Raw genomic sequence first — 14,465 nt, forward strand, 5'->3', positions numbered from 1 at the left:
GCGAACGGTAGCTGGCGCCATGCGCGCCGCCGGCCGGCTGCGCCGGATCGCCCTGCAGGAAGCGCGCATTGTCGCGCGCGATGCCAGCCAGGCGGGAGTAGGCGGCGCGGATGGCGCGCCGGCTGGGGCCGAACGGGTGGATGCGCCATACCGTAAAGCTGAGAATTGTGGCGGACAGGCAGCCAAACATGTACAAGCCCAGGAACGGCGCGCTTTGCGTCATGGAGTCGAGCGGGTGCGTGACCATGACCACGCTGGCCGTGGCGGCCAGGATTGCCACTTGCGCCGTGGCCGCGCCCCAGATGCGCGCCAGCGCGCCGGCCCAGGAAAACACCAGCACGGCGATGGCCGCTGTCGCCAGGCCGTGGCCGGCCGCCAGCGCCGCCAAGCCGCCCACCACGGTGGACAGCAGGCCGAAGCCCACCATCGACATGAAACGCATGCGCCGCGTGCCGGCCGCGTCGGCCAGGCAAGTCCAGAAGGCGCCGATGGCGGCCCAGGAAAAATCAGGATGGTCGAAGAATAAGCCCAGCAACAACATGGCGCTGGAAGCGCAGGCGGCGCGCAAGCCTTCGGACAGATTCGTTTCATCGATGGCCAGGGTGACCATCCACAGGGGACGGCGCTGCGCCAGCGTGTCGGTATAGGCGTGCAAGCCCGTCAGCCAGCGGTTGGCCAGGCCGCGCGCACGGCGGTGAAATTTCCTGAAATGCAAGGTGGACTTTGAAAGGGGTATCAAAGCGTCATCGTAGCATTCCCGGGCAAAAAATGTTGCAGTGCAATGTAAATGACCGGGGGCAAAAAAAAGCGGCACCGCAGTGCCGCTTTTCTGTCTACAGATAAATTTAGCTGACGGCAGCCAGGCGCGGCTGTGTGCCGCCGAAACGCTGCTCGATCGAAGCGGCGATGCCGGTGGCATCCAGGCCCACGCTTTTCAGCAGTTGCACGGGGTCGCCATGGTCGATGAAGGTGTCGGGCAAGCCCAGCATCATGATCGGCTTGACGATGCCCTCGGCCGCCAGGGCCTCGGCCACGGCCGAACCGGCGCCGCCCATGATGCAACCCTCTTCCACCGTCACCACGTAATCGTGCTCGGCGGCAAGCTGTTTCAGCAGCGCCACATCGAGCGGCTTGACGAAGCGCATGTTGGCCACCGTCGCGTCCAGTTGCGTGCCGGCCACCACAGCGGGCGCCACCATCGAGCCGAAAGCCAGGATGGCGATGCGCTTGCCCTGGCGCTTGATCTCGCCCTTGCCGATTTCAATGCTGGTCAGTTCCGGCACGATGGCCGCGCCGGCACCGGCGCCGCGCGGATAGCGGATCGCCGCCGGGCCAGGATAGTGGTAGCCCGTGGTGAGCATTTGCCGGCATTCGTTTTCGTCCGACGCGGCCATGATGACCATGTTCGGGATGCAGCGCAAAAATGCCATGTCGTAGTTGCCCGCGTGCGTGGCGCCATCGGCGCCCACCAGGCCGGCGCGATCCAGGGCGAACGTCACGTCCAGGTTTTGCAGCGCCACATCGTGGATCAGCTGGTCGTAGGCGCGCTGCAGGAAGGTCGAATAGATGGCCACGACGGGTTTCAGGCCTTCGCAGGCCAGGCCGGCGCCAAAGGTTACGGAATGCTGCTCGGCGATGCCGACGTCAAAATAGCGGTTCGGATATTGCTGCTCGAACTTGACCATGCCCGAGCCTTCGCGCATGGCCGGCGTGATGCCCACCAGACGCTTGTCGTGCGCCGCCATGTCGCACAGCCAGTTGCCGAACACTTCCGTGTACGTCATCTTGCCCGGCGCCGTGGCCGGCTTGATGCCTTCAAGCGGATTGAATTTCGGCGTGCCGTGGTACAGGATCGGTTCCGCCTCGGCCAGCTTGTAGCCTTGCCCCTTCTTGGTCACCACGTGCAGGAATTGCGGACCCTTCAACTGCTTGATGTTTTGCAGGGTCGGGATCAGCGAATCGAGGTCGTGGCCGTCGATGGGGCCGATGTAGTTGAAACCGAATTCTTCGAACATGGTGGCGGGCACGACCATGCCTTTGGCATGCTCTTCAAAGCGCTTCGCCAGTTCCAGCACGGGGCCGGGCAGGACGGACTTGCCGACATTTTTCGCCGCCGCATAGAACTGGCCCGACATCAGGCGCGCCAGGTGGCGGTTCAGCGCGCCAACGGGCGGCGAAATCGACATGTCGTTGTCGTTCAGGATCACCAGCAGGTTGACGTCTTCCTGCACGCCCGCATTGTTCATGGCCTCGAAGGCCATGCCGGCCGTCATCGAGCCGTCGCCGATCACGGCGATCGCGTGCAGCGGGTCGCCCTTGATCTTGGCGGCCTGCGCCATGCCCAGCGCGGCCGAGATCGATGTCGACGAGTGCGCCGTGCCGAAGGTGTCGTACTCGCTCTCGTCGCGTTTCGGGAAGCCGGAAATGCCATCCTTCTGGCGCAAGGTGTGCATGCGCTCGCGGCGGCCCGTGAGGATCTTGTGCGAATAGGTCTGGTGGCCCACGTCCCAGACGATACGGTCGTGCGGCGTGTTGAACACGTAATGCAGCGCGACGGTCAGCTCGACCGTGCCCAGGTTGGACGACAAGTGGCCGCCCGTCTTGGAGACGGAGTCGAGCAGGAAGCTGCGCAATTCCTGCGCCAGCGGCACCAGCTGCGAGCGGGCCAGCTTGCGCACTTGCGCTGGTTCATTGATGGTTTCTAACAGTTTCATTTATGCCTTCCGCTGCACGACCAGGTCCGCCAGCTCGCGCAGACGGCGTGCCTTGTCCCCGAATGGCGCCAGCGCCGCATGGGCGTCGCACCGCAATTGTTCTGCCAGGGCTCTCGATGGTTCCAGCCCCAGTATCGATACATAGGTGGGCTTGTTGGCGGCCGCATCCTTGCCGGCCGTCTTGCCCAGGGTGGCCGAGTCTGCCGTCGCGTCGAGCACGTCGTCAACCACCTGGAACGCCAGCCCGACGGCGCGCGCATACGCGTTCAGCGCCGTCATCTCGTCCGCCGCCAAGTCCTTGCCCGCCAGCGCGCCCAGGATCACGGCCGCGCGCAGCAAGGCGCCCGTCTTCAGCTGATGCATCTGTTCCAGCTGCGGCAAGGTCAAGGCCAGGCCGACACTGTCGAGGTCGATCGCCTGGCCGCCGCACATGCCGGCTGAACCGGAGGCCTGCGCCAGCAGCTTGATCATGGCCATTTGCCGCGCCGGCGGAATGGCTGCGCCGTCGGCCAGCAGCATGAAGGCCTGCGATTGCAGCGCGTCGCCCACCAGCAGGGCCGTCGCTTCATCATAGGCGATATGCACGGTGGGTTTGCCACGACGCAAGGCATCATCATCCATGCACGGCATGTCGTCATGCACGAGCGAGTACACGTGAATCATTTCCAGCGCGCAAGCGGCGCGTGCCAGGGTATCTTGATCGGCATCAAACAGTTCGCCGGCCGCCATCACCAGCAGCGGGCGCACGCGCTTGCCGCCGCCCAGCAGCGCATAGCGCATGGCAGCGTGCAGCTTGTGCGGCACCACGTCCGCCCCAGGCAGGAAGCCGTCGAGCCGGCGTTCCACGCCGGACTGGGTCGCTTGCATCCAGTCGCCGAAGGTCACGCTGTCTTGTTGCATGCTGGCCGTCATTGGGCGGCCTCGCCGGCATCCGTAAACGGTTTCAACATATCGCCTTCGAGCACTTTGACCTGCGCTTCCACGCTATCGAGCTGGGTGGCGCAATACTTGACCAGTTCCGAGCCGCGCTGGTAGGCCGCGACCGATGCTTCCAGCGGCAACTGGCCCGCTTCCATTTGCGTTACCAGCTGCGCCAGTTCCGCCATTGCCTCTTCAAACGAGGCCGGCGCTGCGGCAGCGGCAGTTAATTTCTTCGACATAGACTCAGATCTCTTCGTGGCACGAGGGGCTTGTAGGGAGACGCCGGGGACTCCCGGCCAGCATAGAAGCGTTATTTTAGAACAAACCACACTATTAAGTGAAAACTAAAGCGCATTGCACGTGCTCAAAGGAGATAGCGTTGCCAGCTTGTCAGTGGATTTTAGCGCAATCGCCCTCACCTTCCTGAAATTGCACGGTAAATGACAACGTTTCTCATTAAAGTGCGCCGCTTGCCAGGGGTTTTGGCAATGCCGAGGCCGATACGCGCTATAATCTCCGGTTCTGTCCGAAATACCGTTTCAACAAATTTGAATTCAGGTCTTTGCGGATTCTTTCTCTCTGTAGCGGCTGCCCAGGGAATGGCCTGGGGCACTGCTGACCGTTGTACATTTATGGGGGGTTGGGATGTCCGATCTGGCTACTCACGCCAAGCTGGCGCGCTCAAACGCGCAACTTCCGGTCCACGTCTATTTTGACGAAACGCTACTGCAGCGTGAAATGCAGCAATTGTTCCAGGCCGGTCCGCGCTATGTCGGGCATGAGCTGATGGTGCCGGAAACCGGCGATTTTGCGACCCTGGCGTCTGAGAACGAAGGGCGCATGCTCGTGCGCAACGCCAATGGCATCGAGGTGCTGTCCAACGTGTGCCGCCACCGGCAGGCGCTGATGTTCAATGGCCGCGGCAATGCGAATAACATCGTCTGCCCGCTGCACCGCTGGACCTACGACCTCAAGGGTGAATTGATCGGCGCGCCGCATTTCCCAGAGACACCGTGCCTGAACCTGTCGAAAACCCCGCTGCAAAGCTGGAATGGCTTGCTGTTCGAGCAAAATGGCTACAACGTGATGGAAAAACTGAAAAGTTTATCCGTCTCGAAAGACCTCGATTTTTCCGGCTATATGTTCGACCACGTGGAAATCCACGAGTGCGACTATAACTGGAAGACCTTCATCGAAGTCTACCTCGAGGATTACCACGTCGAGCCGTTTCACCCGGGCCTGGGCAGCTTCGTCAGCTGCGACGACCTGCGCTGGGAGTTCGGCAAGGATTACAGCGTGCAGACGGTGGGCGTGCACCGCGGCCTGCAGCAGGCCGGTTCCGCCGCCTACAAGAAATGGCAGGAACAGGTGCTGCAATTCCGTGGCGGCGAACCGCCGCCGTACGGCGCCATCTGGCTGACCCTGTATCCGAACATCATGGTGGAATGGTATCCGCACGTGCTGGTCGTCTCGACCCTGTGGCCCGATGGTCCGCAAAAGACGCGCAATGTGGTGGAGTTCTATTACCCAGAAGAAATCGTGCTGTTCGAGCGCGACTTCGTCGAAGCGGAACGGGCCGCCTACATGGAAACCTGCGTCGAGGACGATGAAATCGCCCAGCGCATGGATGCGGGCCGCAAGGTCCTGATGGCGCGCGGCGTCAACGAAGTGGGTCCTTACCAGTCGCCCATGGAAGACGGCATGCAGCATTTCCACGAGTGGTACCGCAACAATATCGAACTGTAATATCAGTAGAGGGGCCGCATGACGCGGCCCTCTTTCGTTTAGTTCTACACTTACAACACCTGACAAAACCGTAGCGAGCGGCAGCGCGGCGTGGCTAAGAAGCGCAGCTGTACTTTAGTACAGCGAGCATCGCAGGCCGCGCCCCGCGACGCGCAGTAGGTTTGGTCAGGTGAAAGGCCAAAATGCAGTCTTTGTGGATGTTATTTGCCAGTTTCATGTTCGCCATCATGGGCGTGTGCGTCAAGCTGGCGTCGGAGATGTATTCGACTTCCGAAATCGTCATGTACCGCGGCATCATCGGCATGACCGTCATGACCTGCACCATCCTGTACCAGGGCGGCAGCTTTAAAACCACGATGCCGGGCCAGCATCTGTGGCGCGGCGTCGTGGGCGTGATCGCCCTGTGGCTGTGGTTTTACGCCATCGCCATCCTGCCGCTGGCCACCGCCATGACCTTGAATTACATGGCGCCCATCTGGATCGCCGTGATCCTGCTGGCCGGCGGCTGGTGGAAAGGCATGAAACAGGTCGAGTGGCCGCTGGTGGCGGCCATCGCCATGAGCTTTGTCGGCGTGACGCTGCTGCTGCAGCCCGTGTTCGAGACGGACCAGGTGGGCGGCGCCATCACGGCCTTGATTTCCGGCATGCTGTCGGCCCTCGCCTACTTGCAGGTGCGCAAGCTGGGCTTGCTGGGCGAACCCGAATACCGGGTCGTCTTCTATTTCTCCATCGTCAACTTCCTGGCCGGCGTGATCGGCCACGTGGCCAGCGCCGGCGGCGGCCCCGTCGTCTGGCATGCACACACGAGCGGCTATGGCATCGGCTTGCTGGCCGCCATCGGCCTGTGCGCCACCATGGCGCAGATGGCCATGACGCGCGCCTACCGCCTGGGCAAGACCCTCGTCGTGGCGAATCTGCAATACACAGGCATCGTCTTTTCCAGCTTCTGGGGCGTGGTGATCTTCGGCGACCTATTCGACTGGCATGGCTGGGCCGGCATCGGCATCATCCTGGCCTCGGGTATCGCGGCAACCTATTACAATACCCGCAACACGGCCCGTGGCGCCGCCATCGCGCGCACGGATCCGATTGCCAGCGAAGTGTAAAGGAGCGTTCCTGATGTACACCACCTTGATCCAGGCCAGCGACCTGGCCAGCCATGTGAATGACAGCAACTGGGTGATCCTCGATTGCCGCCACGACTTGCTCAACCCCAATGCAGGCAGCGATGCGTTTGCCGCCGGGCACATCCAGAACGCGCAGTTTGCCGATATCGACACGGCCCTGTCCGGCCCCAAGACGGCGCGCGGCGCGGAGTTTACCGGACGGCATCCTTTGCCGGACCGCAACGCCCTGCTGGCCACCCTGCGCGGCTGGGGCATCGACGACGACACGCAAGTAGTCGCCTACGACGGCCAGGGCGGCATGTTCGCCGCGCGCCTGTGGTGGCTGCTGCGCTGGGTCGGCCACGCGAATGTGGCCGTACTGGACGGCGGCCTGGCCGCCTGGCAGACGCAGGGCTTGCCGGTGGTGACGCCCGTGGCACCGCGTGCTGTCGGCAGCATCACGGAAAAAGCCAGCCTGACGCGCACGGCCAGCGCACAGGAGATCGTCGCCAACCTGGAAACCCAGGCCCTGACGATCATCGACGCGCGCGCACCCGACCGTTATCGCGGTGAAAACGAAACCATCGATCCTGTGGGCGGCCATATCCCCGGCGCGAAAAACCGTTTCTTCAAGGATAACCTGCAGGCGGACGGCCGCTTCAAGCCGGCCGAGGCATTGAAAAAGGACTTCAGCGCGCTGATCGCTACGCCGCAAGCGGCCATCATGCAGTGCGGTTCCGGCGTGACGGCTTGCCATAACTTGCTGGCCATGGAAGTGGCCGGATTGTCTGGCGCCGCCCTGTATCCGGGCTCGTGGAGCGAGTGGTGCGCCGATCCGGCGCGGCCGGTAGCAACGGGAAATTAAAAAATGGCGGAGCAGAGGGTCCGCCATTTTTCTACCTGTGGGTAGCTATCAACTTATCCCCAGCACCTGATTCAGGCACTCCAGCTCCGCCAGCCACGCCTGCTGGCTGGCCGGCTTCTGATGCCGCGGCTTGCGGGCCAGGTCTTGCGCCAGCAATTGCTCCAGTTCGCACAAGCGTTCCAGCTGCATGTCGACATCGCCAGGCGCTGGCGCATGCGCAGCCGCGTCCACGCGCGGCGCGGACAGCGGCCCCTGGCCATCTTCCGTACTCAGCCGCGCATACGCGCTGGCGGCGTCAGGCCACTCCTCCAGTTTCCCATCGGCCACCACCCAATAGCGGTTGCATGCCGTCTCGATCAGGTCGCGGTCGTGCGACACCAGCAGACAGCCACCCTCAAAACCCTGCAGGGCCAGGCCCAGCTCCGCCTTGCCCTGCATGTCCAGGTGGTTGCTTGGCTCGTCCAGCAGCAGCAGGTGATAGCTGGCCAAGGACAGTCCCAGGAACAGCAGCCGCGCCCGTTCGCCGCCGCTCAGGGTCGCCACCGTCTGGCCGTGGCGCGCATACGGAAAGCCGGCCGAGATCAAGGCCTGCCTGCGCGCCACCTGGCTGCGCGCGGCCTCGTTCTGCACGGCAAACGGGTACAGGGCGTCGGACAGGTCGGCGTCATCGGACAGCTGCCTGAGCGACTGGTCGTAGTAACCGATGTTGGCGGCGTGGTGGTAGCGCAGGTCGCTGCGTTCCTCCTGCGCCTGGATGGCTTGCCAGCACAGGCGCAGCAGCGAGGACTTGCCGCTGCCGTTGGCGCCCAGCAAGGCAACCCTGTCCCCCGGTTTCAGCCACAGCTGGTCCACCCGGAACAGTACGGCAGACGTGGGCACGGCGCGCACATCGAGCCCGTCGAAGGCCAGCAGCTGGTCGGCCGCCAGCGCCTTGCCGCGCAGGCGCAAACACCACGGCGCGCCATCACTGACAAACGCTTGCGCATCCTTCAATTTATCGATGCGCCGCTGCATGGTCTTGGCCTTGCGCGCCAGGTCTTCGTTGTCATAGGTGCGCCCCCACAGGGCCAGGCGCGCGCTGCTGGCGGCCAGGCGGTCGATTTCCTTTTGCTCGGCCGCATGGCGCGCGGCGGCGGCCACGTCCATCTCGGCCAGCGCCGCCAGCGCGGGGCCGCACGGCAGCTCGAAATCGTAGAGGCGGCTATCACGCAAGATCCAGCTGCGCGTGGCCACGTTGTCGAGCAGGCGCTGATCGTGCGAAACGAGGATGAAGGCTCCGCGCCAGGCCAGCAGGAATTGCTCCAGCCACAGCAGCGACGGCAAGTCCAGGTGGTTGCTTGGTTCATCGAGCAGCAGCACGTTCGGTTCCTGCAGCAGGGCGCGCCCCAGCAGCAGGCGCGTGTGCTGGCCGCCGGACAGCGAGTGCACGGGCACTTGCGCGGTTTCTTGGTCGAAACCCAGCTCAGCCAGCAGGCTATCGACGCGCCAATGCAGTTCCGGCTGCTCCAGCACGGGCGCCAGCAAGGCGTCGTACAGGCTCAGGCTGGCCAGCGCCGCCGGCAAGTGCTGTTCCACGTGCTGCAAACGGCAGGCGCGGGCGTAGTGAATAGTGCCGGCGGTGGCTACACGCGTGCCGCCGAGCAGGCCCAGCAAGGTGGATTTGCCGCAGCCATTGTGGCCGATCAGGCCGATGCGGTCGCCCTGGCGCAAGGTAAAGGCGAGTTCATTGAACAGGAAACCGTCGTGGGTATCCAACTGTAAAGCTTGTGCAGAGATAAGGGTAGTCATGGCTCTTGTCTTTGTTCGGGATGCAAGCATCCGCGTTAACAGGAGCGCTAACGACAACCATGAGCCGAGAAAGACTCTATAGAGAGGGGTGACTTTGCTCTGACCCGGTTATCGCAGCGCGATAGAACGTGGGCAAGAGCTGGCAAATGCGCTTAAAGAACGCGCATCCCATAGGGCGAGCATAAAAATTTCCATATTTTCCTCCTTTCTGTTCAAGTTGGTCAGAAAGGCAATACTACACCCGCACAGTCAGTACATCAACCGCCGTGGCGCTTGTGCGTCAGGAACAGCACGATGCACACGCCCAGCGCGATCAGCAGCACTTGCGGGATGGTTTCGCGCAAGGTGGAGCGGCGCTGCATCTGCGGCATCAGGTCGGACAGGGCAATATAGATGAAGCCGGACGAGGCAAACACCAGCACATAAGGGATCAGGTTGCTGGCGCGGTCCAGGGTGAAATAGCCGAGCAAGCCGCCCGCCACCGCCATCAGGCTGCACAGCAGATTGAAGATATAGGCGCGCAAGCGCGAGAAGCCGGCATTGAGCAGCACGATGAAGTCGCCGATTTCCTGCGGGATTTCATGCGCGATGATGGCCAGGCCCGTGACCAGGCCCAGTTTCGGGTCGGCCAGGAAGGCGGCGGCGATCAGGATGCCGTCCGTGAAATTGTGCATGCCGTCGCCGACCAGGATCATCCAGCCGGCCTTGCCCGCCTCGTGCTTGTCGTGGCCGTGCGCATGGTAGTGGCCGTCGCCTTCGTGGTGGTGCGAATGGCGCAGGATGGCAAATTTTTCCAGCATGAAAAAGGCCAGCAAGCCCGCCAGCAGGGTAGCGAACAGGCTGCGCGGGTCGGCTTGCGATTCGAACGCTTCGGGCAAGGCGTGCAACAAGGACGTCGACAACATGATGCCGACAGACAAGCTGACCATGCGCTCGACCACCTTGGACAGGAATGCAAACGAAAAGATCGCCGCCGCGGTAATGCTCAACACACCCGCGATCGTGGTCGCGAGCAAAATGGATATAAGGACGGGATCGATGATTTTCTTACCTCAAAATGGCGCCGGCCTACGGGCGCCCGCTATGCTGGCGTCTGGCTTGATCTGTATGGTATTGCTTATTTTTTAATCTTGTGCGCACCTGGCGGCGGCGTGGCGCAGCGAAGATGCAATTGTACTGCATTGGCGCGAACCGGGCATTTTACAGCCCGGTGCGCCTTTCGCGGCAATTTCCGGAAAATTTAACTATTTTGCTGTTGCGGCGTCACGCCACGCCGTGTGCCTTGAACCACGCCAGGCAGCGCGCATAGCCGTCCTTCGCATCGGCTGCCACATAGCTAGGGCGGTAATCGGCATTGAAGGCGTGGCCCGCATCGGCGTAGACGACAAACTCGGACTTGCTGGCGCCCTTGGCCAGCGCTTCCTTCATCTTGGCGATCGATTCCTGGCTGATGCCCGTATCCTTGCCGCCGTACAAGCCCAGCACGGGTACCGTCAGGGCCGGGGCGATATCGACAGGGTTCTTCGGCTGCAAGGCATTGGGCTCGCCCACCAGGCGGCCATACCAGGCCACGCCCGCCTTGACGGCCGGATTGTGCGCCGCGTACAGCCAGGTGATGCGCCCGCCCCAGCAAAAGCCCGTGATGCCCAGGCGGCTCGTGTCGCCGCCATTCTGTTTCGCCCACGCCACGACGGCGTCGAGGTCCGCCATCACCTGCGCATCCGGCGTCTTGGCGATGATGCCTTTCATCAGCTCCGGGATGCTGCTGACTTTGGTCGGATCGCCCTGGCGCACGAACAGGTCGGGCGCCAGCGCCAGATAACCCTGCTTGGCGAAACGGCGCGCCACGTCGGCAATGTGTTCGTGCACGCCAAAGATCTCGGAAATGACCAGCACCACGGGCAAGCCCGTCTTGCCTTCCGGCTGCGCCGCATACACGGGCACGGCCTGGCCATCGACCATCACCGACATTGTGCCCGTCACCAGGCCGGCGGAATCCGTCTTGATGACATTTTGCGCCGCCACCGGCAACACGGCCACGGCAAAGCCCGCGCCCAGCGCCACTTTCAGGAAACCACGCCGGCCGTCGGGCCCGGACACGCTGCTCTGGCCCAGCAAACTTTCACAATCGGTGATCATGTCGCTCATGCGTTTCTCCTGAAGGTATTACATTGGAAATGTCGGCTTACGCGCTGCGCGCCAAGCCGACCTACGGACATTGCTAATGTTAAACATGGAAGTCGGCTTAGCGGGAGCATGCCCCGCATAAGCCGACATCGCATCAGTGCGCTTCGTCCCAATTCCTGCCCACACCTACCTCGGCAGTCAGCGGCACTTTCAGCGCGGCCACGCCGGCCATCAGTTCCGGCAGCTTGCGCTTGACCAGCTCCAACTCGACATCCGGCACTTCCAGCACCAGTTCATCGTGCACCTGCATGATCATTTTTGTTTGCAAGTTGTCCGTTTCCAGCCAGCCCTGCACGGCAATCATGGCCAGCTTGATCAGGTCGGCGGCCGTGCCCTGCATCGGCGCATTGATGGCCGCCCGTTCCGCACCCTGGCGGCGCGGGCCGTTGGGCGAATTGATTTCCGGCAGCCACAAACGGCGGCCAAACACGGTTTCCACATAGCCACGCGCCTTCGCTTGCTGGCGCGTGTCTTCCATATACTGTTTCACGCCGGAGAAACGGGCAAAGTAACGGTCGATATAGCTTTGCGCGGCCGTGCGGTCCACGCCCAGGTTGCCGGCCAGGCCAAACGCGCTCATGCCGTAGATCAGGCCGAAGTTGATGACCTTGGCGTAGCGGCGCTGTTCGCTCTGCACTTCCGCGGCCGGCACGCCAAAGATCTCGGCGGCCGTGGCGCGGTGAATGTCGATGCCGTCGGCAAATGCGCGCAGCATGGCTTCGTCGCCCGAGATATGCGCCATGATGCGCAATTCGATCTGCGAATAGTCGGCCGACACGATGTGGCTGCCCGGTGGCGCAATAAAAGCTTCGCGGATGCGGCGGCCTTCCGCGCTGCGGATGGGAATATTCTGCAAGTTCGGGTCGTTCGATGCCAGTCGTCCCGTTACGGCCACGGCTTGCGCATAGTTGGTATGCACGCGGCCCGTCGTGACGTTGATCATCTTCGGCAATTTGTCCGTGTACGTCGACTTCAGCTTGGCCATGCCGCGGTATTCCAGCAGCACTTTGGGCAGCGGATAATCCTCGGCCAGCTTTTGCAGCACCTCTTCATCCGTCGATGGCGCGCCCGTCGGGGTTTTCTTAACTACCGGCAACTTCAGTTTTTCAAAGAAGATCTCGCCGATCTGCTTGGGCGAACCGAGGTTGAATGGCTGCTCGGCCAGTTCGTAGGCTTTCGTTTCCAGTTCCAAAATCTTCACGGCCAGCTCGGCCGACTGGATGTTGAGCAAGGCATCGTCGATGAGCACGCCGTTGCGCTCGATCTTTTGCAAGACCACGGCCGTCGGCAGCTCGATCTTTTCATAGATGAAAGTGAGCTTTTCATCGTTGGCCACATTGCCCCACATGGCATTGTGCAGGCGCAAGGTAATGTCGGCATCCTCGGCCGCATATCTGGCCGCCTGCTGCACTTCCACCTGGTTGAAGGTTATCTGCTTGGCGCCCTTGCCGCATACGTCCTCGAACGGAATCGTCGTGTAGTTCAGGTGGCGCAGGGCCAGGCTGTCCATGTCGTGTTTCTTGTGGGACTCGAACACATACGATTCGAGCAGGGTATCGTGGGCGATGCCGCGCAGGGTCACGCCATGGTTGGCGAAGATATGGCTGTCGTACTTCAGGTTCTGGCCCAGCTTGGGTTTATTGGCATCTTCCAGCCATGGGCGCAGTTTCGCCAGCACGTGTTCGCGCGACAACTGTTCCGGTGCGCCCGCGTAATCGTGGGCCAGCGGAATGTAGCAGGCGGCATGTTCGGCCACCGACAGGGAAATGCCGACCATTTGCGCCGTCATCGGTTCCAGCGAGGTGGTTTCCGTGTCGACAGCCGTCAAGGGCGCCGCGTCGATCAGGGCGATCCATTTATCCAGCTGGGCGTCCGTCAGCACGGTTTCATATTCGGCTTCCGGGGCCGGAGCGGCATCGGCGAACATGTCGCCTGTCGTGTTGGCAGCAGTGCCACCGGCAAGCGGCGCACCGACGGGCGACATCGGCGGCGGCGCAGCGCCCAGTTCGCGCAGCAGCGCCTTGAAGCCGTAGCGGTTGAAGAAGGCCAGCAGCGCTTCCTTGTCTTCCTGTTTCGCCGCCAGCGAGTCGGCGATGCTGCCCATGTGTTCCGACAGGTCGCAGTCCGTCTTGACGGTGATCAGGGCGCGCGCCTGCGGCAGCCATGGCAGGGCCGTGCGCAGGTTTTCGCCCACGGCGCCGCCCACGCTGGCCGCATTTTCCATGATGCCTTCGAGGCTGTCGTATTGCGTCAGCCATTTGACGGCCGTCTTCGGGCCGCATTTCGACACGCCCGGCACGTTGTCGACCGTATCGCCGATCAGCGACAGATAATCGATGATGCGGTTCGGCGGCACGCCGAACTTGGCCAGCACGGCCGCTTCGTCGAGCTTTTCATTGCTCATGGTATTGATCAGGGTCACCTGGCTGTTGACCAGCTGCGCCAGATCCTTGTCGCCCGTCGACACCACCACATTCATGCCGGCGGCGGCCGCCTGCACGGCCAAGGTGCCGATCACGTCGTCCGCTTCCACGCCGTCGACCATCAGGATCGGCCAGCCCATGGCGCGCACGGCTTCGTGGATGGGCTCGATCTGCAGGCGCAGGTCGTCCGGCATCGAGGCGCGCGTGGCCTTGTATTCCGGATACATGTCATCGCGGAAAGTTTTCCCTTTGGCATCAAAGACGCAGGCGATATAGGCGGCCGGGTAGTCGGCGCGCAGGCGGCGCAGCATGTTGACCATGCCGTGCATGGCGCCCGTGGGATAGCCGTCCGGGCTGCGCAAGTCTGGCAGCGCATGGAAGGCGCGATAAAGGTAACTGGAACCATCGACTAACAGCAGGGTGTTTTGCATAATGCCAATAAAATAAGGTGAGCCGCGCCTGCCTGGGAGAAACAGTGGCGGGCGGGTGGAATATCGCACAATTATCGCAGAGTTTGGGGCTGCGCCACCGGGTGCGCCGCACGGGTTTTTCACGCTTCCAGCCGGGCCAGCCGCACCGTCCGGGCGCCCGGGCGACGCCCACGCCGCATTTGTGCGCGTTTAATCGAGCGTATTAAACAGCATTGCTTACCAGTTTGTTACAATGCCCTATAGATAAATTGACGGCATGACCCCACTGCACGCGCTGCAGTCCA

General features: G+C 62.5%; 10 protein-coding genes and 1 pseudogene. 3 read left to right on the forward strand and 8 right to left on the reverse strand.

Translation table 11 applies throughout. From position 1 onward, the window contains the following. The 4 genes and pseudogenes from JaAD80_RS03145 to JaAD80_RS03160 all read right to left on the reverse strand — a co-directional run. Positions 1-715, reverse strand: a pseudogene (locus JaAD80_RS03145) (FUSC family protein); the annotation flags it as partial. A 130-nt stretch (positions 716-845) separates the two neighbouring features. Further along, on the reverse strand, positions 846-2,714 hold the full coding sequence (gene dxs, locus JaAD80_RS03150) for a 1-deoxy-D-xylulose-5-phosphate synthase (protein ID WP_102292837.1): 1,869 nt from the start codon (positions 2,712-2,714) through the stop codon (positions 846-848). Further along, on the reverse strand, positions 2,715-3,614 hold the full coding sequence (locus JaAD80_RS03155) for a polyprenyl synthetase family protein (protein ID WP_180979274.1): 900 nt from the start codon (positions 3,612-3,614) through the stop codon (positions 2,715-2,717). An 8-nt stretch (positions 3,615-3,622) separates the two neighbouring features. Further along, positions 3,623-3,874, reverse strand: coding sequence for an exodeoxyribonuclease VII small subunit (locus tag JaAD80_RS03160; protein ID WP_092803165.1), 252 nt, complete (start codon positions 3,872-3,874; stop codon positions 3,623-3,625). Positions 3,875-4,280: 406 nt separating this feature from the next. Between JaAD80_RS03160 and JaAD80_RS03165 the strand changes: the two genes are divergently transcribed. The 3 genes from JaAD80_RS03165 (at position 4,281) to JaAD80_RS03175 (ending at position 7,352) form a co-directional block, all read left to right on the forward strand. Then, positions 4,281-5,381: an aromatic ring-hydroxylating dioxygenase subunit alpha gene (locus JaAD80_RS03165; protein WP_102292839.1), complete on the forward strand. Its 1,101-nt coding sequence runs from the start codon at positions 4,281-4,283 to the stop codon at positions 5,379-5,381. Between the two features lie 182 nt (positions 5,382-5,563). Then, the gene (locus JaAD80_RS03170; RefSeq protein WP_102292840.1) at positions 5,564-6,487 is read left to right on the forward strand and encodes a DMT family transporter; all 924 of its coding nucleotides are present in this window, start codon (positions 5,564-5,566) and stop codon (positions 6,485-6,487) included. Between the two features lie 13 nt (positions 6,488-6,500). Then, a complete protein-coding gene (locus JaAD80_RS03175; protein ID WP_102292841.1) occupies positions 6,501-7,352 on the forward strand; it encodes a sulfurtransferase in 852 nt (283 codons plus the stop codon). 48 nt (positions 7,353-7,400) lie between these two features. On the opposite strand, the gene JaAD80_RS03180 is transcribed toward JaAD80_RS03175, so the two are convergent. The 4 genes from JaAD80_RS03180 to polA all read right to left on the reverse strand — a co-directional run bounded on the left by JaAD80_RS03180 (position 7,401) and on the right by polA (position 14,181). Further along, complete coding sequence (locus tag JaAD80_RS03180; protein WP_102292842.1) at positions 7,401-9,140, reverse strand: ABC-F family ATP-binding cassette domain-containing protein; 1,740 nt, start codon at positions 9,138-9,140, stop codon at positions 7,401-7,403. A gap of 257 nt (positions 9,141-9,397) precedes the next feature. After that, the gene (locus JaAD80_RS03185; RefSeq protein WP_102292843.1) at positions 9,398-10,156 is read right to left on the reverse strand and encodes a ZIP family metal transporter; all 759 of its coding nucleotides are present in this window, start codon (positions 10,154-10,156) and stop codon (positions 9,398-9,400) included. Between the two features lie 247 nt (positions 10,157-10,403). Continuing rightward, a complete protein-coding gene (locus JaAD80_RS03190; RefSeq protein WP_102292844.1) occupies positions 10,404-11,288 on the reverse strand; it encodes a dienelactone hydrolase family protein in 885 nt (294 codons plus the stop codon). A gap of 133 nt (positions 11,289-11,421) precedes the next feature. Next, positions 11,422-14,181 carry a DNA polymerase I gene (polA, locus tag JaAD80_RS03195; RefSeq protein WP_102292845.1) on the reverse strand — a complete coding sequence of 920 codons (2,760 nt, stop codon included), beginning with the start codon at positions 14,179-14,181 and terminating at the stop codon, positions 11,422-11,424. Between the last annotated feature and the right edge of the window lie 284 nt (positions 14,182-14,465).

Origin of the sequence: Janthinobacterium sp. AD80, from assembly GCF_002878455.1 — a bacterium.
Classification (GTDB): Bacteria; Pseudomonadota; Gammaproteobacteria; order Burkholderiales; family Burkholderiaceae_D; genus Janthinobacterium.

Coding starts and splice junctions, on each gene's coding strand:
- JaAD80_RS03170 (WP_102292840.1), top strand. CDS start 5,564: ATGCAGTCTTTGTGGATGTTATTTGCCAGTTTCATGTTCGCCATCATG.
- JaAD80_RS03160 (WP_092803165.1), bottom strand. CDS start 3,874: ATGTCGAAGAAATTAACTGCCGCTGCCGCAGCGCCGGCCTCGTTTGAA.
- JaAD80_RS03180 (WP_102292842.1), bottom strand. CDS start 9,140: ATGACTACCCTTATCTCTGCACAAGCTTTACAGTTGGATACCCACGAC.
- JaAD80_RS03155 (WP_180979274.1), bottom strand. CDS start 3,614: ATGCAACAAGACAGCGTGACCTTCGGCGACTGGATGCAAGCGACCCAG.
- JaAD80_RS03190 (WP_102292844.1), bottom strand. CDS start 11,288: ATGAGCGACATGATCACCGATTGTGAAAGTTTGCTGGGCCAGAGCAGC.
- polA (WP_102292845.1), bottom strand. CDS start 14,181: ATGCAAAACACCCTGCTGTTAGTCGATGGTTCCAGTTACCTTTATCGC.
- JaAD80_RS03165 (WP_102292839.1), top strand. CDS start 4,281: ATGTCCGATCTGGCTACTCACGCCAAGCTGGCGCGCTCAAACGCGCAA.
- JaAD80_RS03175 (WP_102292841.1), top strand. CDS start 6,501: ATGTACACCACCTTGATCCAGGCCAGCGACCTGGCCAGCCATGTGAAT.
- dxs (WP_102292837.1), bottom strand. CDS start 2,714: ATGAAACTGTTAGAAACCATCAATGAACCAGCGCAAGTGCGCAAGCTG.